Consider the following 25,395-nt stretch of genomic DNA (forward strand, 5'->3'; position numbering starts at 1 on the left):
TTCGCCTCGAGGCTCAGCATTCCGGCAGATTGACCGCCAGACCGCCGAGGCTGGTTTCCTTGAAGCGCTCGTTCATGGCTTCGCCGGTCTGGCGCATCGCCTCGATGCAGTTGTCGAGCGGCATGAAATGCGAGCCGTCGCCGCGCAGGGCGAGCGAGGCGGCTGCGACCGCCTTGATCGCGCCGATGCCGTTGCGCTCGATGCAGGGCACCTGGACAAGGCCTGCCGCAGGGTCGCAGGTCATGCCGAGATGGTGTTCGAGGGCGATCTCTGCAGCGTTCTCGACCTGCTCGGGTGATCCACCGAGTACTGCGCAGAAGCCGGCCGCCGCCATCGCCGCGGCGGAGCCGACTTCGCCTTGGCAGCCGGCCTCGGCGCCGGAGATCGAGGCGTTGTGCTTGATCAGTCCGCCGATCGCCGCAGCCGTGAGCAGGAAGTCGGGGATCCTGCCGGGCTCGGCCCCGACGCAGTGGTCGAGATAGTAACGCAGCACGGCAGGCAAGACGCCGGCTGCCCCGTTGGTCGGCGAGGTCACCACCCGGCCACCCGCCGCGTTCTCCTCGTTCACGGCCATGGCATAGACGCCGAGCCAGTCCGAGGCCGCATGGGGCTGGGCGCGATTGCTCTGCCGCTCTGCCTCCAGCTGCCGGTGGATCTTCGCGGCCCGGCGGCGCACGCGCAGGCCGCCCGGCAATTCGCCCTCTTGGCAAAGGCCCCGCTCGATGCAGCCGTTCATCACCGCCCAGAGGCGGGCAAGGCCGTTGTCGACCTCGTCCGCCGAGCGCAGGTGGATCTCGTTGGCGCGCTTCATCTGCGCGATCGAGAGCCCGTTTTCGCGCGCCATGCGCAGCATCGTTGCCGCATTCGCGAACGGATAGGGCCAGGAGGATGTGGTGGCGGCGAGGGGAGGCGCCTTGCGCTCCTGCGCCGTCACCACGAAGCCGCCGCCGATCGAATAATAGGTTTCGGACAGGAGCTCGGCTCCGGCGGAATCGCGAGCGCAAAAGACGAGCCCATTCGCATGGCCGGGCAAGGGCGGCCCGTAGTCGAAGACGATGTCGACGGCCGGGTCGAAGGCGAGCGGCGGCAGGCCGTCGAGGCGCAGCAGATGCGTTTCCCCGAGCGCATAGAGCTGACGCGCTGCCGCGTCGAAATCGAATTCGGCCGGCGTCCAGCCGAGCAGGCCCAGCGTCACGGCGCGATCCGTGGCGTGGCCTTTCCCGGTGAAGGCGAGCGAGCCGTAGAGCGTGGCGCCGACCGCCGCTGCATCCGCGCGGGACGGGTGCCGGCGCAGGAGCTCCAGGAAATGCGCCGCCGCCGTCATCGGCCCCATCGTATGCGAGGATGACGGGCCGATCCCGATCTTGAAGACGTCGAACACACTCAGGAACATCAACCGCCTCCAGCCGAGCGCGCGATCCTACACGGTCCGGGCGGGAGAGCGAGCGACGCGATCTGCGCCCGGCTGGAAGGATCAGCCTGGCGTCGTGCCGGCCGAAACCGGCTCCGGGGCGGCTGCCTCACCTTTCCGGCGCGCGCTCAGCTTGCTCATCCAGAGATAGATGATCGGCGTGGTGTAGAGCGTCAGGATCTGGCTGAGGACCAGCCCGCCGACGATGGTGATGCCGAGCGGGCGGCGCAGCTCGGCGCCTGGACCGGTTGCGATCATCAGCGGCACCGCACCCAGCATGGCCGAGAGGGTGGTCATCAGGATTGGCCGGAAGCGCTCCAGGCAGGCCTCGAAGATCGCCTCGCGCGACGGCATCGCGCGCTGGCGCTCGGCGCTGATGGCGAAGTCGACCAGCATGATGCCGTTCTTCTTGACGATGCCGATCAGCAGGATGATGCCGATGAAGGCGATGATGGTGAGGTCGGCCCCCGCGATCCGCAGCGCGATCAGCGCGCCCAGCCCGGCCGACGGCAGGGTCGAGAGGATCGTCACCGGGTGGATCAGGCTCTCATAGAGAACGCCGAGGATGATGTAGACCGCCAGGATCGCGACCAGGATCATCATGCCCTGGCTGCCGGCCCCTTGCGAGAACGCCTTGGCGTCGCCGGCGAATTCCGCCCGCAGCGAGGCCGGCATGTGCAGGCCCTCGACGGCGGCGACGACAGCGTCGCTCGCCTCCTGCAGGCCGACGCCGGGAGCCAGATCGTAGGTGATCGTCACAGCCGGGAACTGGCCCTGATGGTTGATGACGAGCGGGGCGGTGCCGCGCTCGACCTTGACGAGGCTGCGCAGCGGCACCTGCACGCCGTTGCGGCCGGGCACATAGAGATCGAGGATGTCATTGGGGTCGCGGCTGCGCGAAGGTGCGACCTCGAGCACGACGCGGTACTGGTTGCGTGCGCCGTAGATCGTCGAGATCTGGCGCTGGCTGAAGGCGTCCGCCAGCACGTTGTCGATGGCCTGGATCGCGACGCCGAATTGCGAAGCCTTGTTGCGGTCGATCACCACATTGGCCTGCAGGCCGCCCTGCTCGCGATCGGTCGAGACGTCGACGAGTTCGGGCAGGGTGCGCAGTTTCTCCAGCACCTTGGGCACCCATTCCTGCAACTCCGGCAGATCGGGATCCCAGAGCGTGAACTGATATTGCGAACGGCCCTGGCGCCCACCGGCGCGCACATCCTGCACCGGGGTCAGGAAGATGCGCAGACCCGGAATCGAGCCGAGGCGTCCGCGCAGGCGATTGACCACCTGGGCCGAACTCAGGCCGCGTTCCTCCAGAGGTTTCAGGCTGACGAAGAAGCGCCCGGTATTCACCGAGCCGCCGCCACCGATGAAGGAGGCGACGCCGAGAATCGCAGGATCGCTCGCGACGATCGCCGCCCCCTGCTGCTGGAGCTGCGCCATCGCCGGAAAGGAGATGTCGGTCGAAGCCTGGGTGAAACCGATGATCAGGCCGGTGTCGTCCTGCGGGAAATAGCCCTTCGGGGCGCTGCGGAACATCTGCACGGTCAGCGCCACCGTCGCGACCATGACGACCAGCATCAGCCAGCTATGCCGCAGCACGACCGTGAGCGTGCGGGCATAGAAGCCGATCATCGCCGCCAGCAGGCGCTCGACCGCCCGGTCGAAGCGGTTGGGGGCATGTGGGCCGCTCTTCAGGAAATGCGCGCAGACCATCGGCGTGACGCTGAGCGAGACCGCCGTCGAGACGAGGATGGCGAAGGTCAGCGTCAGCGTGAACTCACGGAAGAAGCGGCCGGCGACCCCGTCCATGAAGAAGAGCGGGATGAAGGCCGCGATCAGCGAGAGGCTGATCGAGACCACGGTGAAGCCGATCTGGCCGGCGCCGAGCAAGGCGGCGCGCAGCGGCGAGATGCCCCGGGCGACGTTGCGCTCGATGTTCTCGATCATGACGATGGCGTCGTCGACGACGAAGCCGACCGAGATCGTCACCGCCATCAGCGAGAGATTGTCGAGCGTGAAGCCGGCGAGCCACATCGCGGCAAAGGTGCCTGCGATCGAGAGCGGCACGGTGACGCCGGCAGCGATGGTGAGCGTGGTGCGGCGCAGGAACAGGAAGACGACCAGCATCACCAGGGCGATGGAGATCAGCAGCGTGTGCTGGATATCGGCGATCGAGGCGCGGATCGTGACCGTGCGGTCCGACATGATCGAGAACTGGATCCCGGCCGGCACCCAGCGCTGGATCTCGGGCAGCAACGCCTTCACCCGGTCGACGGTGTCGATGACGTTGGCGTCGGCCTGCTTGGTGATGGTGATGAGGATCGCCGGCTTGCCGTTGTACCAGCCGGCGGCGCGGCTGTTGCGCACGCCGCGCTCGACGGTCGCGACATCGGCGAGCCGGACCACCGTGCCTCTGGCCGAGCGCACGACGATATTGCCGTAATCTTCCGGCTCGCGGATCTGGTTGTTGGCGGAGAGCGTCTCGCTGCGCCGCTCGCCGTCGAAGGAGCCGACCGCGGAGACGGTGTTGGCGCCGACGATGGCGGTGCGGATCGTGTCGAGGCTCAGGCCCATGGCAGCAAGCTGGGCAGGATCGACGCGAACGCGGATCGCCGGCTGCTCGGCGCCGTTGACCGTGACCTCGCCGACGCCCTCCACCTGCGAGATGCGCTGGGCGATGACGGTATCGGCGGCGTCGTACATCGCGCTCGGCGTCATCGTGTCCGAGGTCAGGGCCAGGATCAGGATCGGCGCGGCGTTGGGGTTGGCCTTGCGGAATTGCGGCAGGGTCGGCAGGTCGCCGGGCAGATCGGTCGCAGCCGCGTTCAGCGCGGCCTGGACGTCGCGGGCGGCGCTATCGGTGTTCCGCGTGAGGTCGAACTGCAGCACGATCGAGGTCGAACCCAGCGAGCTTGTCGAGGTGATCTCGGTGACGCCGGGGATCGAGCCCAGGCGTCGCTCGAGGGGCGCGGCGACGCTGCCGGCCATCGTGGCAGGATCGGCGCCCGGCCGGCTGGCGAAGACGCGGATCGTCGGGAAGTCGACGCTGGGCAGACTCGCCACCGGCAGGAAGACATAGGCGACCATGCCGACGAGGAAGAGGCCGATCGCCATCAGCGTGGTGCCGACGGGGCGCAGGATGAAGGCGTCGGACAGGCCCCTGACCGACTTCCAGCCCTTGTCGTCGTCGCTTTTGTCGGAGACCTCGCTCACTCGGCCGCCTCCGGATCAGGACGGGCCACGACGCCGTCGCGGCCGCCGCCGAGGCGCCGGCGCAGGTTCTCGAGCGCCAGATAGATCACCGGCGTGGTATAGAGGGTGAGGAGCTGGCTGAGCAGCAGGCCGCCAACGATCGTGATGCCGAGGGGCTGGCGCAATTCGCTCCCCGTTCCGGTCGCCAGTGCCAGCGGCAGGGCGCCGAGCAGCGCCGCGAGCGTCGTCATCATGATCGGCCGGAAGCGCAGCAGGCAGGCCTTGACGATGGCCTCCTCCGGCGACAGCCCCTCCTGCCGTTCGGCGTCGAGCGCGAAGTCGATCATCATGATCGCGTTCTTCTTGACGATGCCCATCAGCAGGATGATGCCGATCAGCGCGACGATCGAGAGCTCGCGGCCGGTCAGGACCAAGGCGAGCAGGGCGCCTACGCCAGCGGAAGGAAGCGTCGTCAGGATCGTGAACGGGTGGACATAGCTCTCGTAGAGGATGCCGAGGACGAGGTAGATCGTCACGATCGCGGCGAGGATCAGCCAGGGCTGATTGGCGAGGGAGCGGTTGAATTCGGCCGCATCGGCGCTGAAGGCGCCGGAGATCGCACTCGGCATGCCGATTTCGCGCTCGACCGCGGCGATCATCGTGACGGCATCGCCGAGCGCTTCGCCGGGCGCGAGATCGAAGCTGATGGTCGCGGCCGGGAACTGCTCCTGATGGGCGATGGAGAGCGGCGCCGTCTCGCGGATCAGCCGGGTGAACGACGAGAGCGGTACCTGCACGCTGTTCTGCGTCACCGTGGTGGTGCCGGCGGTGTTGGTCTGCCCCTGCGTGTTGGTGTTGCCGGTGACGTAGAGCTTCGACAGCGCGGACGGGTCGCGCAGATATTGCGGCGCAGCCTCCAGGATCACGCGATACTGGTTCGACTGCTCGTAGATCGTCGCGATCTGGCGCTGCCCGAAGGCGTCATAGAGCGTGTCGTCGACGGCCTGGATCGAGATGCCGAGCCGGCCCGCCTTGGCCCGGTCGATCTCGACATGGGCGCGCAGCCCGCCATCCTGTGTCTCGTTGGCGACGTTGCGCACGATCGACTCGCGCCGCAGTGCCTCCGAGAGCTTGCGCGCCCATTCCATGACCTGGGCCTGCTCGGCTCCGGTCAGGGTGTACTGGTATTGCGAGCGGCTGGCGCGGGTCGTGATCTGGATGTCCTGCACCGGCTGGACATAGGCCACGAGGCCCGGGATCGCGGCGGTGGCGAGGCGCAGCCGCTCGGCGATCACCACCGCGTCGTCGCGCCGCTCGTCCTTGGGCCGCAGGGTCACCGTCAGGCGGGCGGTGTTCAGGGTGGCATTGGCCTGGCCGATGCCGAGCACGGAGACGACGCCGGTGACGTCGCCATCCTGCTCGAAGGCCTGTGTCGCCTTCTCCTGCAGCCGCTTCATCTCGACGAAGGAGACGTCCGGCGAGGATTCGAGCACGACATTGAGCAGGCCGGTGTCCTGGCTCGGCAGGAAGCCCTTGGGAATGACGATGTACATCCACACCGTCAGCACCGCCGTGGCGACAGTGGCGAGCAGCACGAGCCCGCGCGCCTTCAGCGCCCAGCCGAGCGTGATCTCGTAGAGCCGCGCCATCGCAGTGACCGGCCACTCTGCCAGCCGCATCAGCCAGTTCTCGCGCTCCTGGCCGGCACCATGGCCGCCCTGGCGCAGCATGCGGGCGCACATCATCGGCGTCAGCGTCAGCGAGACCACCGCCGAGACCACGACCGCGATGGTCAGCGTCAGCGCGAATTCGCGGAACATGCGGCCGACCAGCCCGGTCATGAACAGCAGCGGGATGAAGACCGCCACCAGCGAGACCGTCAGCGAGATCACGGTGAAGCCGATCTCCTTGGCGCCGTCATAGGCGGCGCGGAGCGGCTTCTTGCCCTGCTCCATGTTGCGCACGATGTTCTCGATCATCACGATCGCATCGTCGACGACGAAGCCGGTGCCGATGGTCAGCGCCATCAGCGAGAGATTGTCGAGGCTGAAGCCGGCGAGCCACATCACCGCGAAGGTCGCGATCAGCGAGAGCGGCAGCGCCACGCCGGCGATGATCGTGGCACGCACCGTGCGCAGGAACAGCAGCACCACCAGCACCACCAGAGCGCAGGCCAGAACCAGCGTGAACTGGACGTCGGCGATCGAGGCGCGGATCGTCTCGGTGCGGTCGCTGACCACCTGCAGCTCGACGCCCGCCGGCATGCCGTTGCGCAGGCGCGGAATCTCCTCTTTCACACGCGCGACCGTGGTGACGATGTTGGCGCCGGGCTGGCGCATCACGTCGAGCACGACTGCCGTCTTGCCGCGGAACCAGGCGCCGACGCGGCTGTTCTCGAGGTCCTCCAGCACCACGGCCACGTCACGCAGGAAGATCGGTGCGCCGCTGCGATAGGCGACGACGATGTCGCGATAGGCCGAGGCGCTGCCGATCTGGTCGTTGGCGCTGATCGTGTAGGCCTGATGATTGCCGTCCAGCGCGCCTTTCGATCCCGCGACATTGGCGTTGACGATGGCGGTGCGCAGGTCCTCCATGCCGAGGCCGTAGGCGGCAAGGCGAGCGAGATCGGCCTGGATGCGGATCGCCGGCCTGACGCCGCCCTCGATCGAGACATGGCCGACCCCGGAGACTTCCGAGAGGCGCGGCGAGAGCAGCGTGTCGGCGAGATCGCTGAGCTGGCGCAGCGAGACCGTCTCTGAGGTCAGCGCCAGTACCATGATCGGCGCGTCGGCCGGGTTGATCTTCGAATAGGTCGGCGGATAGGGCAGCGTGCGCGGCAGGGTCGAGCCTGCCGCATTGATCGCCGATTGCACGTCCTGGGCGGCGGCATCGATGTCGCGGTCGAGATCGAATTGCAGCGTGATCTGGCTGAGCCCGAAGGAGCTCTGCGAATACATCGTCGAGAGCGCGGGGATCTGCCCGAACTGCCGCTCCAGCGGCGCCGTCACCAGCGACGCGATCGTCTCGGGGTTCGCACCGGGAAGCTGCGTGGTGATCTGGATGGTCGGGAAATCGACCTGCGGCAGGGCCGAGACCGGCAGGCGCAGATAGCCGAGGATGCCGCAGAGCAGTACCGCGACGCCGAGCAGGGAGGTCGCGATCGGCCGGCTGATGAAAGGCGCGGACACGCTCATCGCGGCTGCCCCGTCATGGCTGCGCTTGCGGTCTTTGTGCACCCGATCCGCCGGTCGGGGAACCCTGCGCGCCGGGTGCAGCGCCCTCGCGCGCCCCGCCATTGCGCCGCGGCCGGTTCTGGCCGGTGCCGTCGCTTCCGGCCTGCGGTGCGTGCGGGGCTTCCGTCGCCGGCGCCGCCGAGCCCGGACCCGCGGTGTCGCCTCCAGCCCGTTCGCGTTGCCGGCGCTGTCCCTGTCCTTGGCCCTGACCCGGCTCCCGCGTGCCGCGGCGGCCCGGCATGGCGGCTGGTGGCTGGGCCGCTTCCTCCGGCGTCGAGACGCGCACTCTCGCCTTGTCGGTCAGGCGGGCGAAGCCGGTGGTGACGAGCTTCGCCGGCGGCTCGATACCCGCGGTGATCACCGCCGTCGTCTCGTCCTGCTGGCCGACGGTGACAGCCACCTGCCGCACCGTCTCGTCCTCGTTGACGGCGAAGACATAGGCACCGTTGGGGCCGCGCTGGATCGCGGCGGTCGGCGCGACCACGACATGCCTGAGCACGTCGACGAAGACGCGGACATTGACGAACTGGCCGGGCCAGAGCTGGAGCCGCTCGTTCGGGAAGCGCGCCTTGACCTTGATCGTGCCGGTGGTCTGGTCGACGACGTTGTCGATGACCTCGATGGTGCCCTTGTCGATGATCGTCGTGCCATCCGAGTCCAGCGCGTCGACCTCGACCGGGCCGCGCGCCACTGCGGCGCTCACCGCGCGCAATTGCTGCTGCGGCAGGTTGAAGATCATGGCGATCGGCCTGAGCTGGGTGATGACCACGAGGCCGTTCGAATCGGAGGCGCGGACGATGTTGCCCTGGTCGACCTGCCGGATGCCGAGCCGGCCGTCGATCGGCGCGCGGATCGTGGTGTAGTCGAGATAGGCCTTGGCGTTGTCGATCGCGCCCTGGTCGGAGCGGACCAACGCCTCGAGCTGCGCCACCGTGGCGCGCTGGGTGTCGGCCTGCTGGCGCGAGCCGTAATCGGTCTGGGCGAGCTTGGCGTAGCGCTCGAGGTCGGCGCGGGCATTGGCGAGCTGCGCCTCGTCCTGCGCCTTCTTGGCCATGGCCTGGTCGTATTGCGCCTGATAGGTCGTGGGATCGATCTTGGCCAGAACATCGCCCTTGCGGACATCCTGCCCGTCCTTGAAGGCGATCTCGATCAGCCTTCCATCGACCTGTGTGCGCACGGCCACGGTGTTCAGCGCCTGGATCGTCCCGACCGCATCGGCCGTGACCGGCACGTCGCCATAGCGCGCCGGGGTCGCGATCACCGGAATCGGCCCTTCATTGTTGCCGAAGCGGGCGCGCCGGCCACCGCGACCGGCCCCTTGCTGGCCGGCCGCGACGCTGTCCTCGCCGCCGGGCATCCAGCCGCCATTGTAGCTGTGCCAGCCCCAGGCCGCGGCGCCGAGCAATACGAGAAGGATGAGAAGACGCTTCATTCCGCCGCCTCGGTCGCGATGATGGCGGTGCGGCGGTCGGCCTCGGTCCAGCCGCCGCCCAGCGCCTTGAACAGGTCGACATAGGCACTCAGCTTCTGGAGCCTGGTCTGCGAGAGCTGGTCCTGCGCCTGGAACAGCGTCTGCTGCGTGTTCAGCAGCGTCACGATGTCGATCGTGCCTTCGCGCAGCCGCTGCTCGGTGATGGCATAGGCACGCCTTGCAGACGCCACGACTTCCCCCTGCAGCCGCTCGTGACGGGTGTTTTCCTGGATCGCGATCAGTGCGTTCTCGACATCCGCGAAGGCGCTGACGATGGTCTTGCGATAGGTCGCGATCAGTTCGTCGGCCGTGCCGCGTTCGAGCTCGACCCGGGCGCGCAGATTGCCGCCGTCGAGAATGGGCTGGACTAGGCCGGCTGCCGCAGAAGCGAAAGCCGCATCGGGCCGCAGCAGGTTCTTCAATAGCGCGCTTTCGAGCCCGCCTTGGCCGGTCAGCTGGATGCTCGGATAAAGCGCCGCGCGGGCGACATGCAGCGTCGCTTCCTGTGAGGTCAGGCGCGCCTCGGCCTCGGCGATGTCGGGCCGGCGCTGCAGCAATTGCGAAGGCAGACCGGCCCGCACCGTCGGCACGGCGAGCGCGTTCAGGCTGCCGCCCTTGATCGTGACTGCGGCCGGCGTCTCGCCGATGAGCACGGCGAGCGTGACCCTGGCTTGGCGCAGCGAGAGTTCGAGGGCGGGCACGGAGGCCTTCTGTTGCGCCACCACGCTTTCCTGCTGCGCGATGTCGAGCTGGGTGGCGGTGCCGACGGAAAGGCGGGCCTGGATCACCTTGAGCGTCCGCTCGGCCACCGCGATGTTCTCGCGGGCGATACGCAGGCGGTCCTGTGCCGCCAGTACCTGGAAATAGGTGGTGGTCACGCTGGCGACGGCGGTGAGCGCCACGACGTCGCGGTCGAAGCGCGTCGCCTCGGCGGCGAAGCGTCCGGCGTCGGCGGTCGCTCGGTTCTTGCCCCAGAAATCGAGCTCGTAGCTCGCCGACAGGCCGAGGCTGAACTGGTTGCCGACGCTCTCGCTGAACGGCCCGCGTTTGGAGCCGAGCGTACCCGGCCGGAGGCTGCGCGAGGCGTCGGCCGAGCCGCTGAGCGTCGGATAGAGCGTCGCCGCCCCGATGCGCGACTGCGCATCGGCCTGCCGGATTCGTGTCATGGCGATGGCGATGTCGAAATTCGCGCCGGATGCCCGTTCGACCAGGCGATTGAGTTCGCTCGAGCGGAACAGGCGCGGCCAATCGGGCGAGACGGCAGATGCGCTGCTGCGGTCGCCAGCGGCATAGCTGCGTGTCACCGCGACGCCGAGCTCGGGGCGCAGGTCGGCCGGCAGGCAACCGGCGAGACCAAGGGTGATGGCCGCCGCGGATGAGAGACGGAAGAGCGAATGTGCGACCGCGTGTCCCGCAAGATCACGCCTGTAGCCCGGCATCATGCCGCTCTTCTCCAGCCTCGATTCGAAGGACCGCGGAACACGACGCGACAGACCCGCTTCTAGAGCGGCCGGTGGAGGAGAGAAAGTGAATTTCTGTCCATGAATCGGGACGCCCCGGAGCGCAGTCGGCTTCGTTGGCGGCCGCGGACACTCTCGACTCGCCTGACTTTATCCGCTCGGCCGGGTCCTGTGGGCCCCTCTGGCACGATTCCTGATTGAGGAGCGCCTGATCATAACACAGGGAACGTCTGCAAGGCATGGTGCCCAATCTGCGGATCCTCATCGTCGATGCGAACCAGGTCAGGGCCGCGATCATCGAGGAAGGCCTGCGGGAAGCGGGCTATCAGCAACTCGTCCGCCTCTCCGCGACGACCGGCCTCGTCGCTGCCATCGAGACGCACGATCCCGATGTCGTGGTGATCGATCTCGAGGATCCGAGCCGCGACGCCCTGGCCGACATGTTCCTGGTCAGCCGGCACGTCCGCCGGCCGATCACCATGTTCGTCGACCAGTCCGACTCGGCCTCGATCGAGGCGGCGGTCGAGGCCGGCGTCTCCGCCTATATCGTCGACGGGCTGAAGAAGGAGCGGATGCAGCCGATCCTGCAGACCTGCATCAGCCGCTTCAATGCGTTCCGCAAGCTGCGCGAGGAGCTCGACGAAGCCCGCTCGCAGCTGGAGGACCGTAAGACGATCGATCGTGCCAAGGGCATCGTCATGCGGCTGAAGGGCCTCTCCGAGGACGAGGCCTACGCGCTCATGCGCCGCACCGCGATGAACGAGAAACGCAAGCTCGTCGACATCGCCCGCTCCCTCATCACTGCCGCGGAGATGCTGAAATGACGACGCTGCACCTGCGAGTCGGCTTCATGCCGCTGGTCGATTGCGCGCTCGTCGTCCTGGCCAAGGACGAGGGTTTTGCCGAGGCCGAGGGGCTGAATCTCGAACTGGTCCGCGAGGTTTCGTGGTCGAATCTGCGCGACAAGCTGAACGTGCGCCTGTTCGATGCCGCCCATATGCTCGGCCCGGCCGCCATCGCCGCGACCCTCGGGATCGGTGGCGTCAAGGCCCCGATGGCAGCGCCGCTGGCGCTCAATCGCGATGGCGCCGCGATCACCCTCTCGTTGCGGCGCTTCGAGGAGCTGGCACGCCTGGCCGACGGGGATCTGGCCGACACGACCGTCTCAGGCCATGCGCTCGCCGCCATGGTCGCGCGCCGCAAGGCGGCCGGCCTGCCGCCGCTCACTTTGGCTGCGGTCTTCGGCTTCTCGACGCATGTCTACCTGCTCGGGGAATGGCTCGAGAAGGGTGGACTCAGGCTTGGCGAGGACATCCGGCTGGAGATCGTACCCCCTCCGCAGACCGTCGAGGCGCTCGCCAGCGGGCGGATCGACGGCTTCTGCGCGGGGGCGCCCTGGAATTCGGCGGCGGTGGCGGCCGGCGTCGGCGCAATGGTCCATGCCAGCGTCGATCTCAGGCGCAACTGCCACGACAAGGTTCTGGCCTGGCGCGCCGACGACGTGCAGAAGCGCCCGGCGGCCGTCTCCAAGCTCGGCGCCGCGATCCTGAAGGCCAGCGCCTGGGCCTGCCGCCCCGAGAATGTCTCGCGCACGGCGTATCACCTGTCTGCGCCGGATCGGCTCGCGCTGCCGGCTGAGCTGATCGAGCGCATTCTGCACGGCGAGCTGATCCAGGGCGCCGGCCGGCCGGCGCGCCGGATCGAGCACTTCATCCGTTTCGACCAGGAGGCCCTGCGCCCTGACCCTGGTGATGCCGACTGGGTTCTCGCCGGCATGGCGCGCGCCGGGCAGGTCATGGCGACACCACAGATGCGCGACGCCGCATGCGACGTCCTTCTGCCTGCCGCTTTTGACAGCATCCTAGCGGCAGTCAAATTTTAGCCTATTATTTAAGCAAATGCGTCGCGATTGTGCGCCGCAACAAAGCGTCTTCGCGCGGCACCTGCGCCTCGCCACCGGTAAACGATAGCAATTCGAGGCTAGGCCCGCCGCGAAGCGGTTGGCACGATCCTTGTATGAAGGAAGGCGACGCGGCCAACGCTGCCCGCGCCATCCCCGATCCGGAAGACACAGCAACGTCGCTGTCGAAATGCGCCCGTCCAGGCGTCTTTCGCGCGGCGTTTTTTGCGTTTCGGGGCTGGTTTCAAGCGGGCGACAGCTCAGCAACCGAGAGGCGATCGATGACGCACAGCTCCAAGACCCCGGCCAGGACGGCGGCAGCCCCGCAGACTGGCACGAGCCGCCGCGAGTTCCTGAATCTGTCCGGCACGGCCGCGCTGCTCGCGGCGGCGAAGACCGCCCTGCCGTCCGGCGCCTTCGCGCAAGGCGCCGGTCCCGAGGTCAAGGGAACCCGCCTCGGCTACATCGCCCTGACCGATGCGGCGCCGCTGATCATCGCCAAGGAGAAGGGCCTCTACACCAAATACGGCCTGCCCGACATGGACATCGCCAAGCAGGCCTCCTGGGGCGCGACGCGCGACAACATGGCGCTCGGGTTCAAGAACAACGGCATCGACGGCGGCCACATCCTGCGGCCGAAGACGCATCTCTACTCGACCGGCAAGGTCATGCAGAACGGCCAGCCGCTGCCGATGTACACGCTGCTCAACCTCAACGAGGACGGGCAGGCGATCTCGGTCTCCAACGAGTACAAGGACCTCAATGTCCAGAAGGACGCCTCGCCGCTGAAGCAGGCCTTCGAGCGCAAGAAGGCCGCCGGCAAGGAACTGACCGCCGCCATGACCTTCCCGGGCGGCACCCATGACCTCTGGATCCGCTACTGGCTCGCCGCCGGCGGCATCGACCCCGATACCGACATCAAGGTCATCGTCGTGCCGCCGCCGCAAATGGTGGCGAACATGAAGGTCGGCACCATGGACTGCTTCTGCGTCGGCGAGCCCTGGAACGAGCAGCTCGTCAACCAGAACATCGGCTACAGCGCGCTGACCACCGGCGAGCTCTGGTTCCGTCACCCCGAGAAGATCCTCGGCATGCGCGCCGATTTCGTCGATGCCAATCCCAAGGCGACCCAGGCCATCCTGATGGCTGTGATGGAAGCCCAGATCTGGGCCGACAAGATGGAGAACCGCCAGGAACTCGCCGAGATCGTCGGCAAGCGGCAATGGTTCAACGTCCCCACCGGCGACATCAACAAGCGCCTGCTCGGCGACATCAATTACGGCAATGGCCGCGAGGCGAAGGGCACCAATCTCTACATGAAGTTCTGGGGCGAAGGCGGCGCGACCTCCTATCCCTGGAAGAGCCTCGACACCTGGTTCGTCACCGAGAATATCCGTTGGGGCAAGTTCGAGCCGACCATCGACATCAAGGCCCTCGTCGACAAGACCAACCGCGCCGATCTCTGGCGCGAGGCGGCGAAGACGCTCGGCGTCGCCGGCGCGCCGACTGCCGACTCGCGGGGCGTCGAGACCTTCTTCGACGGTATGAAGTTCGATCCCGCGGCGCCGCTGGACTATCTCAGGGCCCTGAAGATCAAGCGGGTCGCCTGACCCATGGCCGAGCCCCTGATCATCGTCGGCAATGGCATGGCCGCGACGCGGCTGGCTGATGAGCTCAGCCGGCAGGCGCTCGGACGCTATGCGGTCGCGGTGATCGGGGACGAGCCGCGGCTGGCTTACAATCGGGTGCTGCTCTCGCCGCTGCTGGCGGGCGAGATCGGCGAGCCGGAGATCGAGCTGAAGCCCGCCGCCTGGTGGCAAGCGCGCGGCGTCTCGATGGTCTACGGCAAGCCGGTCACGGGCATCGACCGGGCGGCGAAGAGCGTGACCTTGGCCGACGGCCTCGTCCTGCCTTACGGCAAGCTCGTGCTCGCGACCGGCTCGCGCCCGCTGATGCCGCCGGTGCCTGGGCTGGAACTGCCTGGCGTCGCCAGCTTCCGCGATGTCGCCGATGTCGCGCTGTTCCGCAGCGTGGCCGCGACCGGCGCGCGCGTCGTGGTGATCGGCGGCGGCCTACTCGGGCTGGAAGCGGCCTACGGGCTCGCCAGGATCGGCGGCAATGTCACAGTCCTGCATCTCGCTGACCGGTTGATGGAACGCCAGCTCGACCGCGAGGGAGCAGGCCTGCTTGCTGGTGAGATCGCGGCTCGTGGCATCGACATCCGCCTGAACTGCACAGCTGAGCGCTTTGTCGGCAAGGAGCGGGTTGAGGCGGTCGAGCTGACCGATGGCAGCGTAATCCCGGCTGACCTCGTTGTCGTCGCCATCGGGGTGCGCCCGCGTGTCGATCTCGCCGTCGCCGCGGGGCTCGACGTCAATCGCGGCATCGATGTCGACGACGGCCTTGCCAGCAGCGATCCCTGCATCTTCGCGATCGGCGAATGTGCCGAGCATCGCGGCTTGGTCTACGGTCTGGTCGAACCCGCCTATGAACAGGCGCGCGTGCTGGCCGCGCGACTTGCCGGTGCGAGCGACCGCTATAGCGGTTCGCTGCTGGCGACCAATCTCAAGGTCAGTGGGGTCAGCGTTTTCTCGGCAGGCGCGGTCGAGCCGGGAGAGGACGACGAAGTTCTGCTGCTGCGCGATCCGGCCGCCGGCATCTACCGCAAGTTCGTGCTGCGCGCGGGCAGGCTAGCCGGCTGCGTCCTGGTTGGCGACACCAGTGGCGCGCTGTTCTATCTCGGGCTGATCCGCTCGGGCCAGGACATCAGCGCGATCCGTGCCGACCTGCCCTTCGGCGAGGGCTATTGCATCGGGATGGCTGCGTGATGCGGCACGACGCTCCCCTCGCTCCGGCCGTGACCTGCACGACCTGCCCGTATTGCGGTGTCGGCTGTGGCGTGAAGGCGACGCCGGACGGGCTGGGCGGCGCCTCCTTTACCGGAGACGCGGATCATCCGGCCAATCGCGGGCGGCTCTGCTCCAAGGGCTCCGCGCTCGGCGAGACGCTCGGGCTCGGCAGCCGTGTGCTGTACCCGCTGAAGCGCAACGCCGCCGGCAGCTATGACAGGGTCAGCTGGGACGAGGCGCTCGATGCCGTTGCAGCCGGTCTGCAGGCCATCGCGGCCGGGCATGGTCCCGAGGCGATTGCCTTCTATCTCTCCGGCCAGCTTCTGACCGAGGACTACTACGTCGCCAACAAGCTGGCGAAGGGTTTCATCGGCACGCCCCATGTCGACACCAATTCGCGGCTCTGCATGTCGTCGACGGTCGCGGCCCAGCGCCGGGTCTTCGGCTCGGACACGGTGCCCGGAGCCTATGAGGATTTCGACAGCGCCGATCTGATCGTCCTCGTCGGCTCGAACACGGCCTGGTGCCATCCGGTCCTGTTCCGGCGGATGCAGGACAATCGCCGGGAACGCGGCGCGCGCATTGTGGTCCTCGATCCGCGCGTCACCGCGACCGCGGAAGACGCCGATATGGTGCTGACGCTGAAGCCCGGCTCCGATGTCGCGCTGTTCGCAGGTCTGCTCGTCCACCTCGCCGATCGCGGCCTTGTCGACCGCACCTATGTCGCGCGCCATGTCTCAGGCTTCGACGAGGCGCTCGCCAATGCGCGGGACATCGCGCCAGATATCACCGCGGTGTCCGTCGCCACCGGCCTGAAGCCTGAGGTTATCGCAGCCTTCTACGAGCTCTGGGCGAGCACGCCGCATGTCGTGACGGCCTGGAGCCAGGGCGTCAACCAGTCGGCGCAAGGGACCGACAAGGTCGCCGCGATCCTGAATTGTCATCTCGCTACCGGCCGGATCGGGCGGCCCGGCTGCGGCCCGTTCTCCCTGACCGGCCAGCCCAACGCCATGGGCGGGCGCGAGGTCGGCGGCCTCGCCAACATGCTCGCCGCCCATATGGGGTATGGCGCAGACGAGATCGATCGCGTCCGGCGCTTCTGGCGGGCGCCCCACATCGTCCGCCACGAGGGCCTCAAAGCCGTCCAGATGCTCGATGCGGTCGCCGAGCGCCGCATACGCGCGATGTGGGTGATGGCGACCAACCCCGCCGTCTCTCTTCCGAATGCGGACAAGGTACGCGCCGCGCTCGCCGGGCTCGATCTGTTCGTCGTCTCCGAGAACGTGCTCTCCAACGATACGCTCGCAGCCAGGCCGCATTACATCCTGCCGGCCGCCGCCTGGGGCGAGAAGGACGGTACCGTCACCAACTCCGAACGCCGCATCTCGCGCCAGCGCGCCTTCCTGTCGCTGCCGGGCGAGGTGAGGCCCGATTGGTGGATCATCTGCGAAGTCGCCAGGCGCCTCGGTTTCGGCGAGGCCTTCACCTATGCCGGACCGCACGAGATCTACGCCGAGCACGCCGCGCTCTCCGCCTTCGAAAACGACGGCACCCGAGATTTCGACATCGGCGGCCATGCCGGTCTCGGCAAGGCCGGCTACGACGGGCTGACGCCGGTGCAATGGCCGGTCCCCGCCCATCGGCCACAGGGCATTGCACGGCTCTTCGGAGACGGAAACTTCTTTGGTCCCGGGCGCCGCGCGCAGATGCGCCCCCTCGCCGCACCGAAGCTCGCCTCCGAGGCCGACGAGGCCTTCCCGCTGCTGCTTAACACCGGCCGCGTGCGCGATCACTGGCATACGATGACCCGGACCGGCCTCAGCCCCCGGCTCAGCGCGCATATCGCCGAGCCCTCGGTCTCTCTGCACTCCTCCGAGATCACGCGCTTCGGGCTGCTCGAGGGCGGTTTCGCCCACCTCGCCAGCGCCCAGGGCGGCGCCGTGCTCAAGGTCGTTGCCGATGACGGCGTTTCTCCCGGGGACCTGTTCGCGCCGATCCACTGGTCGGACGAGACGGCATCGGCGGCGCGGATCGGAGCTCTGACGCAGCCGCTTTGCGATCCCTTCTCCGGGCAACCTGAAATGAAGGCGACGCCCGTCGCCATCAGGCCCGTCGCCTATCGCTTCGAAGGCTTCGTCCTCTCGCGGCAGCCTTTTGCCCTGCCAGCCGGAATCTGGTGGTCGCGGCTTGCGGTGCAAGGCGGCGAGGGCCGGCTCTTCGCCTCGGACGCTTCGGTCGATGCGATCGCGGCCCTGATGCGCGAGCGTTTCGGCGCCGAGGAGTTGACCGAACTGATCGACCGTGACGGCGGTGGCTATCGCTGCGCCGTCCTACGGGAAGGCCGGTTGCTGGCCGTGATCTTCCTTGCTCCCGCGGGTCGAGCGCCGCTCTGGGACACGGTCAAGAGCGTCTTCGCCGATCCGGCAGCGGCCGTGCCAAGCCGGCTTGCCCTCCTGGCGGGGCGCAATCCCGGCGGGTCCGATCCCGGACCGACCATCTGCGCCTGCTTCGGCGTCGGCCTGAACGCGATCCGGGCCGCCTTCGTGGCCGGCGCCGCGACGGCCGAGGAGATCGGCGTTCAACTCAAGGCGGGAACCAATTGCGGCTCCTGCCTCCCCGAAATCCGCCGCATCGGCGCGCAGGCACGCGCGATCGAAGCGGCATGACTGACAGCTCGGTCAGAGGAGAGACTGGAACATGGGTCAGCCTGTCTTGAAAGACGCGATCGCCGGCGCGGCGATCGTTTCCCTCACGGGAAAGCCGTCGGAGGTCCTGCCCCTGCCGGCCGGCCCCTCGAAGTCCGTCGCGGCCAGACTCGCGCCCCTGGCGAAGGGTGCGCTCGTCAACATGGTGCCGCCGCTGATCACCATCGCGCTTATCCTGCTGTTCTGGCAGATCGCCGCGTCCGGTCCGCAATCCTCGCTGCCGCCGCCGACCAGGATCTGGGAAGAGGCCAAGGACCTGATCACCGAGCCGTTCTACTGGGCGGGCTCGCAGGATATCGGGCTGGGCTGGCGCATCCTGGTCTCGCTTCAGCGCGTCGCGATCGGCTTCAGCCTGGCGGCGATCGTCGGCGTGCTGCTCGGCACTCTGGTCGGCCAGTCGGTCTGGGCGACGCGTGGGCTCGACCCGGTCTTCCAGGTGCTGCGCACGGTGCCGCCGCTCGCCTGGCTGCCGCTCTCGCTCGCCGCCTTCCGCGACAGCCAGCCCTCGGCGATCTTCGTGATCTTCATCACCGCGATCTGGCCGGTCATCATCAACACGGCCGTCGGCATCCGCAACATCCCGCAGGACTATCGCAACGTCGCCAAGGTGCTGCGGCTGAACCAGGTCGAGTTCTTCTACAAGATCATGGTGCCCTCGGCGGCGCCCTACATCTTCACCGGCCTGCGGATCGGCGTCGGCCTGTCATGGCTCGCCATTGTCGCCGCCGAGATGCTGACCGGCGGCGTCGGCATCGGCTTCTTCATCTGGGATGCGTGGAACTCGTCCCGCCTCTCCGACATCATCGTGGCGCTGGTCTATATCGGCGTGGTCGGCTTCCTGCTCGACCGCCTCGTGGCTCTCATCGGCCATGTCGTCACCCGCGGCACCGCGACCAACTGAGGGGCGAAACGATGAGCTATCTGAAGATCGACCACGTCGACAAACGCTTCCAGCGCGGCGCCGCCACCACGGAAGTGCTCAAGGACATCAGCCTCGTCATCGACAAGGGCGAGTTCGTCTCGATCATCGGCCATTCCGGCTGCGGCAAGTCGACCCTGCTCAACATCATCGCCGGGCTCACCCCCGCGACGAGCGGCGGCATCCTACTCGAAGGCAAGGAGGTCAACGCGCCGGGGCCGGATCGGGCCGTGGTCTTCCAGAACCACTCGCTGCTGCCCTGGCTCACCGTCTACGACAACGTCGCGCTCGCCGTGAACAAGGTCTTCGGCGGCAAGAAGAGCAAGGCCGAGCGGCATGACTGGATCATGCACAATCTCGACCTCGTCCAGATGGGCCATGCCAGGGACAAGCGGCCGGGCGAGATCTCGGGCGGCATGAAGCAGCGCGTCGGCATCGCCCGCGGCCTGGCGATGGAACCCAAGATCCTGCTGCTCGACGAGCCCTTCGGTGCGCTCGACGCGCTGACCCGCGCCCATCTGCAGGACTCGGTGATGCAGATCCATGCCGCGCTCGGTAACACCATGATCATGATCACCCACGACGTCGACGAGGCCGTGCTGCTCTCCGACCGGATCGTGATGCTGACCAACGGCCCCTCGGCCCGCATCGGCGAGGTGCTCGACGTGCGGCTCACCCGCCCGCGCAAGCGGCTAGAGCTGGTCACCGACCGCACCTACATCGCCGCGCGCGAGTCGGTGCTGAAATTCCTCTACGAGCGGCATCGCTTCGTCGAGGCGGCGTGACGGCCCCGGTCATGAGCGACGATTTCTCTCCCGACCAGAAGCGCTACCTCGAAGGCTTCGTCAGCGGCATGCAGTCGGCCCGCACGGCGCGCGGTCTCGGCCCGCTCGGCGGCGCGCCGGGCGGCGCTCCGGCCAAGCCCGCTGGTCCCGACAGGGAGCATATCGAGGCGCAGGCCAGGACGGTCGCCGCCGGCGGCAAGCTCGTCGATCAGGAGAAGTGGAAAGCCGCCGAGCATCCGTTCGACGCCTATGCCCGTTTCAAGGATCAGGCCGCGTCGGGCACCTATCCCAAGCCGGAGGACAATTTCCGCTGGCGCTATCACGGCCTGTTCTATGTGGCACCGGCGCAGAACAGCTATATGTGCCGGCTGCGCATTCCCAACGGCATCCTCAAGGCCTGGCAGTTCGAAGGGGTCGCCGACATCGCCGAACGCCTCGGCGGCGGCTACAGCCACGTCACCACCCGCGCCAACCTCCAGATCCGCGAGATCACCGCCGAAAACGCCCCGCAGCTGCTCGAGGGCCTGGCCGATCTCGGCCTCACCGCGAAGGGCTCCGGCGCCGACAACATCCGCAATGTCACGGGCTCGGCGACCGCCGGCATCGATCCGCTCGAACTCCTCGACACCCGCCCGCATGCCCGCGCCTGGCACCACCACATCCTGAACGACCGCTCGCTCTATGGGCTGCCGCGCAAGTTCAACGTCGCCTTCGACGGCGCCGGCTCGATCGCGACGCTGGAGGACACCAACGATATCGGCTTCCAGGCCATCGAGGTCATCGAGGGAGCAGCGTTCGAAGGGCAGCCGGTCGAGCCCGGCATCTGGTATCGTCTCGCGCTCGGCGGCATCACCGGCCACAAGGATCTCGCTCGCGATACCGGCGTGATCGTCGCTCCGTCCGACGCGATCGCGGTCGCCGATGCGATCGTTCGGGTCTTCATCGCCAATGGCGACCGCACCGATCGCAACAAGTCGCGGCTCAAATACGTGCTCGATGGCTGGGGCTTCGACAAGTTCCTCGCCGCCGTCGAGGAGAAGCTCGGCCGTCGGCTGGTCCGGGTTGACGGCGCCTTCGTCAGGCCGCGGCCGGTCTATGATCGCCTCGCCCATATCGGCGTGCACAGGCAGGTTCAGCCGGGCCTCAACTGGATCGGCGTGGCGCTGCCGGTCGGCAAGCTCACAGTCGCGCAGATGCGGACCATCGCGGCGATCGCGCAGCAATGCGGCGACGGCGATATCCGCCTGACCGTCTGGCAGAACCTGCTGATCTCCGGCGTGCCGGATGCAGGGATCGACGATGTCATCGCCAACCTGAAGGCGACCGGCCTCTCGGCCGAAACCTCGATACTGCGCGCCGGACTGATCGCCTGCACCGGCGCGACCGGCTGCAAGTTCGCCGCCGCCCACACCAAGGAGGATGCGCTGGCCATCGCCGCCCATTGCGAGCCGCGCATCACCCTGGACCAGCCGGTCAACATCCATCTCACCGGCTGCCATCATTCCTGCGCCCAGCACTATATCGGCGATCTCGGCCTGATCGGCGCCAAGGTGCCAGTCAATGAGGAGGGCAACACCGTCCCCGGCTACGACCTGCTGGTCGGTGGCGGCTACGGTGTCGATGGCGGCATGGCCCGGCCGTTCCGCGAGAAGGTCAAGGCGGAAGAAGCGCCGGCTCTGGTCGAGGCGGTCCTGCGCACCTGGCAGGTCCATCGCGCCGCGCCCGACGAGAGCTTCGTCGCCTTCGCCCGCCGCCACGAGATCGCGGCGCTGCAGGCATTGGTCGCTGAGACGGGGGAAGCGGCATGACCGTGCAGACGCCGAACCCGATCGTCCAGGTCCTGCCGGAGACCGCGCCGTTCAGCGAAGAGCAGCGCTCCTGGCTGAATGGCTTCTTCGCCGGTCTGCTCTCGCTCGACAATGCCGGAGTGACCGCTTTGTCTCCGGCGGAGAACGCCGCGGTGATGGGCGAGGCCGACGACGGCGCCCCGTGGCACGATCCCGCCATGGCGATCGCCGACCGCATGCAGCTCGCCGAAGGCAAGCCGCTGCCTCGCAAGCTCTTCGCCGCCATGGCGCAGCAGGATTGCGGGCAATGCGGCTATGTCTGCGAGACCTATTCCGCTGCCATCGCCTCAGGCACCGAGGGACGGCTCAATCTCTGCGCGCCCGGAGGCAAGGAGACCCTGCGCCAGCTCAAGGCGCTGATGGAAGCACCGGGCGCCACCGCCCTGGCTGTGCCCACCGAGGCCGCGCCCGTCGTCGATCTCGGCCCACTTGGCCGCTGCCGCGAGAACCCTGCGCTCGCGACCTTCCTGTCGCGGCGCAAGCTCAATGGCGAGGGTTCCGAGAAGGAGACCTGGCATGTCGAGTTCGACCTCGCCGAATGCGGTCTCGATTATGTCGTCGGCGACGCCTTCGGTATCGTCGCACAGAACGACCCACGCCTGGTCGATGCGGTGATCGCGCTGCTCGGCGCGCGGCCCGACGCCGAGATCGGCGGCAAGAGCCTACGCGACAAGCTACTGGCCGACTGCGCGCTCGGGCCAGCGCCGGATGCCCTGTTCCAGCTGATCTCCTATGTCACCGGCGGCGAGACACGGCAGAAGGCCAGGCGCCTTGCCGCCGGCGAGGATCCCGACGGCGACCTCGACCGACTCGACGTGCTCGGCGCGCTGCACAAATTCTCGCAGGCCAGGCTCTCGCCCGAGGCTTTCGTCGAGGCGCTCGACCCGCTGCAGCCGCGGCTCTATTCGATCTCGTCCTCCTTCAATGCCACGCCGGGACGCATCTCGCTGACGGTCGACACGGTCCGCTACAGGATCGGCAGCCGCCCACGCTGGGGCGTCGCCTCGACCTTTCTCGCCGAGCGTGTCGCCCCCGGCGACAAGGTGCCGGTCTATGTCCAGCGCGCCCATGGCTTCGGGCTGCCGGCCGATCCCCAGACGCCGATCATCATGTGCGGCCCCGGCACCGGGATCGCGCCCTTCCGCGCCTTCCTGCACGACCGGCAGGCGACGAACGCAGCTGGCCGCAACTGGCTGTTCTTCGGCCATCAGCGCCGGGCCTGCGACTTCTTCTACGAGGACGAGCTGCAGGCGATGAAGGAGTCCGGCTTCCTCACCAACCTGACGCTCGCCTGGTCGCGCGACGGCGACAAGGTCTATGTCCAGGACCGGATGCGCGAACGCGGCGGCGAACTCTGGGCCTGGCTCGAGCAGGGTGCGCATTTCTACATCTGCGGCGATGCCAAGCGGATGGCCAGGGATGTCGAGCGCGCGCTCGTCGATATCGTCACCGAACATGGCGGGCGATCCAGCGAGGAGGCAATCGCCTATGTCGCCGCTTTGCGTAAGGCAGGGCGCTATCAGGCGGATGTCTACTAGAGTCGTTTCGAGTGGGTGCGGCCAGACCCGCGAGAAGCAGGAAGAGGGCGCCTCTGAGGTCCTAGAGGTCGGATCGAAGCGGATCGAGCTCCGCTCGGGAAGCCTGCGGCGGTCCGTCAAGCGCGGTTTCCGTGGCTCTCACCGCACGCGCTCCTGCTCGCCACCCCGCGGCTTCGCATGGGCGGCGATCTGGGAGCCAGCCGCGCTCAGGATCTGGCGCGCCAGCGTCTCGTCGTTGACCGTCCGCGACAGCAGGACGGCTACGACCGTCATCGACAGCTTCGCCAGAAGAGCATCACGATCTTCTTCCGTGGAGGGACTTGCGGTCATCTCGAGGTTCGCGCAGATGAGACGAGTTCCACTTCGCTGCAACGGCCCAGAACCGCAGGAATTCCCGCCGAACGGACCTCAGATCAGGCCAGCATGAGAGGCCGAGCCTCGATCGGCCAAATTCGCTACGTCGTGGCGGCGCTCAGATGGCCGACTTTTTCAACGATATCGGCCAGCAGCGGATGTTATCCCTTCCCAGACAGCGGCCTCCAGGAGCGCCCGAAGCGTCTGGGCTCACAGGGGCGAGGCCGGTGACGCCAGGTTGCCTTTCGCTCGGGCGAGTTTTGAGGCGAGCGACGAAAGCTTTTGCATCGAAGCATGCCATGGTTTTAGGTGATTAACATCTCGTTAACCGTAGGGGCGTAATCTTTCCATCACGAAGCATTAATTCGCCAATCCTGTATGAGGAATTGGGCCATGGCAAGAATAAGCCTCTTGTCTGTGCTTTTGATATGTACATTCGCCTCTGTCGGAGCCAAGGCGGCGACTGCTACCGGGAATTTCCAAGTTCAGATCAATATCCAAGCGAATTGCATTGTTGCCAGCGCTTCGGATCTGAATTTCGGCAATGTCGGCATCTTGTCCGCGAATATTGATTCGACAAGCACGGTCAGCGTGCAATGCACCACGTCGACTCCCTACACGATCGGCTTCAACCAGGGTGTCAACGGAGGCTCGGTCACGACCCGGCAGATGGCGGGGGCAGGCGGGCTGATCAACTACTCGCTTTTCCGCGACGCCGGCCGTACCCAGAACTGGGGCTCGACGGCGGGCAGCGACACCATTGCGGGCGTCGGCAACGGGGCGGTCCAGAATTACACGGTCTACGGCCGAGTGCCTGCACAGACCACGCCCGCGCCCGCACTCTACACCGACACCATCACGGTGACTGTTACCTACTGACGATGGCCAGAGCGCTGGCCTGCTGACGATCGCTTCATGAGGCAACCGAGAGGTTTGACGACGCTGCTTGCGCGGCGCCGATCGCCTCCGCTTTGCCAGGACCGGAAGGAGGGCGGGATGAGAAGCACGGCAATCGGCACGGCCCTCGCGGCCCTGGTCGCCGGAATGGCAGATGCGGCGTCGCTGCAGGTGACCCCCGTGCTGCTGGACCTTGCGATCCCGGCGAACGTAGCAACGATCACCTTGCGCAATACCGATGCCGAACCGATCACGGCGCAGATCCGGGTTTTTCGCTGGACCCAGCGAGGCGGAGCAGAACGGCTCGAGCCGACGGACGAGGTCGTCGCCAGTCCGCCCGTCGTGCAATTGCGCGCCCGCCAGGACTACATGGTGCGTGTCGTCCGGGTGACCGGCGGCCCGGTCGGTGGCGAGGCGGCCTTTCGGCTGGTCGTGGACGAGTTGCCCAAACCGAACCGAACGCCAGGAACCGTTGCGCTGGTCCTGCGCCATGTCATCCCCGTCTTCTTCACGGACCGCTCCGCATCGCCGGCATCGGTGACGTGGTCGGCGAGCCAACACGGAAAAAGCCTGGCGATCGGCGCGGCGAACAGCGGGGGGCGTCGGGTCAGGCTTGCCGCCGTGACGGTTCGCGACGGCGCCGGGAAAGTGGTCGCGGCCAACAAGGGGCTGCTCGGCTATTCCCTCGGCCACTCCGCGATGCAGTGGGTTCTCCCCTCCCAACCGGGATCCAAACCAGGCGCTCACTTGACGATCTCCGGGCTGACGGAGGCAGGTTCATTCAATGCAACGCTGCCGATGTCAGCGGGCCGGTAAGGTCATGGTGCTGGC

Annotated in this window: 17 protein-coding genes; 11 read left to right on the forward strand and 6 right to left on the reverse strand. The window is 67.5% G+C overall.

All coding sequences use genetic code 11. The features are described 5' to 3' along the window. Positions 1-13: 13 nt before the first annotated feature. From BMZ21_RS10755 to BMZ21_RS10775, 5 genes are all read right to left on the reverse strand, one after another. Entirely contained in the window at positions 14-1,393 is a 1,380-nt protein-coding gene (locus tag BMZ21_RS10755) for an L-serine ammonia-lyase (RefSeq protein ID WP_091833220.1), read from the reverse strand. An 81-nt stretch (positions 1,394-1,474) separates the two neighbouring features. Continuing rightward, on the reverse strand, positions 1,475-4,627 hold the full coding sequence (locus tag BMZ21_RS10760; protein WP_280141477.1) for an efflux RND transporter permease subunit: 3,153 nt from the start codon (positions 4,625-4,627) through the stop codon (positions 1,475-1,477). Next, complete coding sequence (locus BMZ21_RS10765; protein WP_091833223.1) at positions 4,624-7,800, reverse strand: efflux RND transporter permease subunit; 3,177 nt, start codon at positions 7,798-7,800, stop codon at positions 4,624-4,626. Before BMZ21_RS10765 ends, BMZ21_RS10760 begins: the two co-directional genes overlap by 4 nt. A 13-nt stretch (positions 7,801-7,813) precedes the next feature. Then, a complete protein-coding gene (locus BMZ21_RS10770) occupies positions 7,814-9,271 on the reverse strand; it encodes an efflux RND transporter periplasmic adaptor subunit (protein ID WP_091833226.1) in 1,458 nt (485 codons plus the stop codon). Beyond that, positions 9,268-10,749, reverse strand: coding sequence for an efflux transporter outer membrane subunit (locus BMZ21_RS10775; RefSeq protein WP_091834310.1), 1,482 nt, complete (start codon positions 10,747-10,749; stop codon positions 9,268-9,270). Before BMZ21_RS10775 ends, BMZ21_RS10770 begins: the two co-directional genes overlap by 4 nt. A 260-nt stretch (positions 10,750-11,009) precedes the next feature. Here BMZ21_RS10775 and BMZ21_RS10780 point away from each other — a divergent pair, with 260 nt between their 5' ends. From BMZ21_RS10780 to BMZ21_RS10820, 9 genes are all read left to right on the forward strand, one after another. Next, positions 11,010-11,594, forward strand: a complete 585-nt coding sequence (locus BMZ21_RS10780) for an ANTAR domain-containing response regulator (RefSeq protein ID WP_091833229.1) — start codon at positions 11,010-11,012, stop codon at positions 11,592-11,594. Beyond that, the gene (locus BMZ21_RS10785; protein ID WP_091833231.1) at positions 11,591-12,652 is read left to right on the forward strand and encodes a CmpA/NrtA family ABC transporter substrate-binding protein; all 1,062 of its coding nucleotides are present in this window, start codon (positions 11,591-11,593) and stop codon (positions 12,650-12,652) included. Before BMZ21_RS10780 ends, BMZ21_RS10785 begins: the two co-directional genes overlap by 4 nt. A gap of 299 nt (positions 12,653-12,951) precedes the next feature. Further along, entirely contained in the window at positions 12,952-14,280 is a 1,329-nt protein-coding gene (locus tag BMZ21_RS10790; RefSeq protein ID WP_091833235.1) for a CmpA/NrtA family ABC transporter substrate-binding protein, read from the forward strand. 3 nt (positions 14,281-14,283) lie between these two features. After that, positions 14,284-15,498 (forward strand): NAD(P)/FAD-dependent oxidoreductase, encoded by a 1,215-nt coding sequence (locus BMZ21_RS10795; protein WP_091833239.1) that lies wholly within the window; start codon positions 14,284-14,286, stop codon positions 15,496-15,498. Continuing rightward, positions 15,498-18,185 (forward strand): nitrate reductase, encoded by a 2,688-nt coding sequence (locus BMZ21_RS10800; RefSeq protein WP_091833242.1) that lies wholly within the window; start codon positions 15,498-15,500, stop codon positions 18,183-18,185. The genes BMZ21_RS10795 and BMZ21_RS10800 overlap by 1 nt, the downstream gene beginning before the upstream one ends. Before the next feature lie 31 nt (positions 18,186-18,216). Further along, positions 18,217-19,125: a nitrate ABC transporter permease gene (ntrB, locus tag BMZ21_RS10805; RefSeq protein WP_091833245.1), complete on the forward strand. Its 909-nt coding sequence runs from the start codon at positions 18,217-18,219 to the stop codon at positions 19,123-19,125. 11 nt (positions 19,126-19,136) lie between these two features. Next, entirely contained in the window at positions 19,137-19,928 is a 792-nt protein-coding gene (locus BMZ21_RS10810) for an ABC transporter ATP-binding protein (protein WP_091833248.1), read from the forward strand. Between the two features lie 11 nt (positions 19,929-19,939). Next, on the forward strand, positions 19,940-21,736 hold the full coding sequence (locus BMZ21_RS10815; protein WP_091833251.1) for a NirA family protein: 1,797 nt from the start codon (positions 19,940-19,942) through the stop codon (positions 21,734-21,736). Beyond that, positions 21,733-23,313, forward strand: coding sequence for a sulfite reductase subunit alpha (locus tag BMZ21_RS10820; RefSeq protein WP_091833254.1), 1,581 nt, complete (start codon positions 21,733-21,735; stop codon positions 23,311-23,313). The genes BMZ21_RS10815 and BMZ21_RS10820 overlap by 4 nt, the downstream gene beginning before the upstream one ends. 138 nt (positions 23,314-23,451) lie before the next feature. Here BMZ21_RS10820 and BMZ21_RS30995 read toward each other — a convergent pair whose 3' ends face one another. Beyond that, positions 23,452-23,586, reverse strand: coding sequence for a hypothetical protein (locus tag BMZ21_RS30995; RefSeq protein ID WP_280141478.1), 135 nt, complete (start codon positions 23,584-23,586; stop codon positions 23,452-23,454). A 459-nt stretch (positions 23,587-24,045) separates the two neighbouring features. On the opposite strand from BMZ21_RS30995, the gene BMZ21_RS10830 reads away from it, so the two are divergent. Beyond that, the gene (locus BMZ21_RS10830; RefSeq protein ID WP_425285429.1) at positions 24,046-24,546 is read left to right on the forward strand and encodes a Csu type fimbrial protein; all 501 of its coding nucleotides are present in this window, start codon (positions 24,046-24,048) and stop codon (positions 24,544-24,546) included. A 117-nt stretch (positions 24,547-24,663) separates the two neighbouring features. Then, positions 24,664-25,380 carry a fimbrial biogenesis chaperone gene (locus tag BMZ21_RS10835; RefSeq protein ID WP_208862260.1) on the forward strand — a complete coding sequence of 239 codons (717 nt, stop codon included), beginning with the start codon at positions 24,664-24,666 and terminating at the stop codon, positions 25,378-25,380. The last annotated feature ends 15 nt before the right edge of the window (positions 25,381-25,395 follow it).

The organism is Allobosea lupini, assembly GCF_900109525.1.
GTDB classification, from domain to species: domain Bacteria; phylum Pseudomonadota; class Alphaproteobacteria; order Rhizobiales; family Beijerinckiaceae; genus Allobosea; species Allobosea lupini.

What these genes read in the sequence shown, in the direction of transcription:
- BMZ21_RS10755 (WP_091833220.1), bottom strand. Translation starts at nt 1,393, where the DNA reads ATGTTCCTGAGTGTGTTCGACGTCTTCAAGATCGGGATCGGCCCGTCA.
- BMZ21_RS10765 (WP_091833223.1), bottom strand. Translation starts at nt 7,800, where the DNA reads ATGAGCGTGTCCGCGCCTTTCATCAGCCGGCCGATCGCGACCTCCCTG.
- BMZ21_RS10770 (WP_091833226.1), bottom strand. Translation starts at nt 9,271, where the DNA reads ATGAAGCGTCTTCTCATCCTTCTCGTATTGCTCGGCGCCGCGGCCTGG.
- BMZ21_RS10775 (WP_091834310.1), bottom strand. Translation starts at nt 10,749, where the DNA reads ATGCCGGGCTACAGGCGTGATCTTGCGGGACACGCGGTCGCACATTCG.
- BMZ21_RS10780 (WP_091833229.1), top strand. Translation starts at nt 11,010, where the DNA reads ATGGTGCCCAATCTGCGGATCCTCATCGTCGATGCGAACCAGGTCAGG.
- BMZ21_RS10785 (WP_091833231.1), top strand. Translation starts at nt 11,591, where the DNA reads ATGACGACGCTGCACCTGCGAGTCGGCTTCATGCCGCTGGTCGATTGC.
- BMZ21_RS10790 (WP_091833235.1), top strand. Translation starts at nt 12,952, where the DNA reads ATGACGCACAGCTCCAAGACCCCGGCCAGGACGGCGGCAGCCCCGCAG.
- BMZ21_RS10795 (WP_091833239.1), top strand. Translation starts at nt 14,284, where the DNA reads ATGGCCGAGCCCCTGATCATCGTCGGCAATGGCATGGCCGCGACGCGG.
- BMZ21_RS10800 (WP_091833242.1), top strand. Translation starts at nt 15,498, where the DNA reads ATGCGGCACGACGCTCCCCTCGCTCCGGCCGTGACCTGCACGACCTGC.
- ntrB (WP_091833245.1), top strand. Translation starts at nt 18,217, where the DNA reads ATGGGTCAGCCTGTCTTGAAAGACGCGATCGCCGGCGCGGCGATCGTT.
- BMZ21_RS10810 (WP_091833248.1), top strand. Translation starts at nt 19,137, where the DNA reads ATGAGCTATCTGAAGATCGACCACGTCGACAAACGCTTCCAGCGCGGC.
- BMZ21_RS10815 (WP_091833251.1), top strand. Translation starts at nt 19,940, where the DNA reads ATGAGCGACGATTTCTCTCCCGACCAGAAGCGCTACCTCGAAGGCTTC.
- BMZ21_RS10820 (WP_091833254.1), top strand. Translation starts at nt 21,733, where the DNA reads ATGACCGTGCAGACGCCGAACCCGATCGTCCAGGTCCTGCCGGAGACC.
- BMZ21_RS30995 (WP_280141478.1), bottom strand. Translation starts at nt 23,586, where the DNA reads ATGACGGTCGTAGCCGTCCTGCTGTCGCGGACGGTCAACGACGAGACG.
- BMZ21_RS10830 (WP_425285429.1), top strand. Translation starts at nt 24,046, where the DNA reads ATGAGGAATTGGGCCATGGCAAGAATAAGCCTCTTGTCTGTGCTTTTG.
- BMZ21_RS10835 (WP_208862260.1), top strand. Translation starts at nt 24,664, where the DNA reads ATGAGAAGCACGGCAATCGGCACGGCCCTCGCGGCCCTGGTCGCCGGA.